Below are 621 nucleotides of genomic sequence, written 5' to 3' on the forward strand. Positions count from 1 at the left end.
ATCAAACGAGTTGAAACGCTTATCTCGTAATTTATCCGCAACCTGGGCCGGAATAGGCGCACCGTTTTCAGTTGCAGCATCAGCAAGCCAGTTGTTCCCCACCTTTTGCCCCTGACCCGTTACCGTACCGGGCAAGTCACGGGGGCTGGCAAACATAATATATATTGGCTGGTAGCCGCTATCAAGGGGCGGCACGACAATAACACTGTTATCAATGCCACTAAAATCAGGGTAGGTTGTCACCACGGGTAATTGGACGGGTTGCGTCTGATTTCCTGTATTGGCGATAGATTTAGGTCCTTCGTTTGGGGTAACTAAAGACCTCAACCCTCGTGAACCGGGTGCCCGACCGGGCGTGATAAAAATTGTTCTGGCGGGGAAATCATCCGTGGCCGGCACGGTGCTTTTGAATACGCCTTTAAATTCTTTGCCAGCGGTGGTTACTGGCTCCGCTACCAGTGCCCGGATGGGCAGGAACTTATCAGTTTTGTACAATTCTACGTGCAGGGTTCCGCCTATATTCACTAAGCGGCCATGAATATTACTACGAACGGTGGTTAATCCGTTAGCCGCAAGCATTAATATGTCGGCAGGCGGAAGATTGAGCTGTTCGGTGGGGAG

1 protein-coding gene is annotated in these 621 nt (G+C 51.0%); it reads right to left on the reverse strand.

Annotated elements, in window-relative coordinates; translation table 11 throughout:
* The coding region (locus SJI19_RS24725; RefSeq protein ID WP_323480880.1) for an S-type pyocin domain-containing protein at nt 1-621 on the reverse strand (621 nt) is incomplete at both ends.

Source organism: Acerihabitans sp. TG2, from assembly GCF_035013185.1.
Classification (GTDB): domain Bacteria; phylum Pseudomonadota; class Gammaproteobacteria; order Enterobacterales; family Enterobacteriaceae; genus Acerihabitans.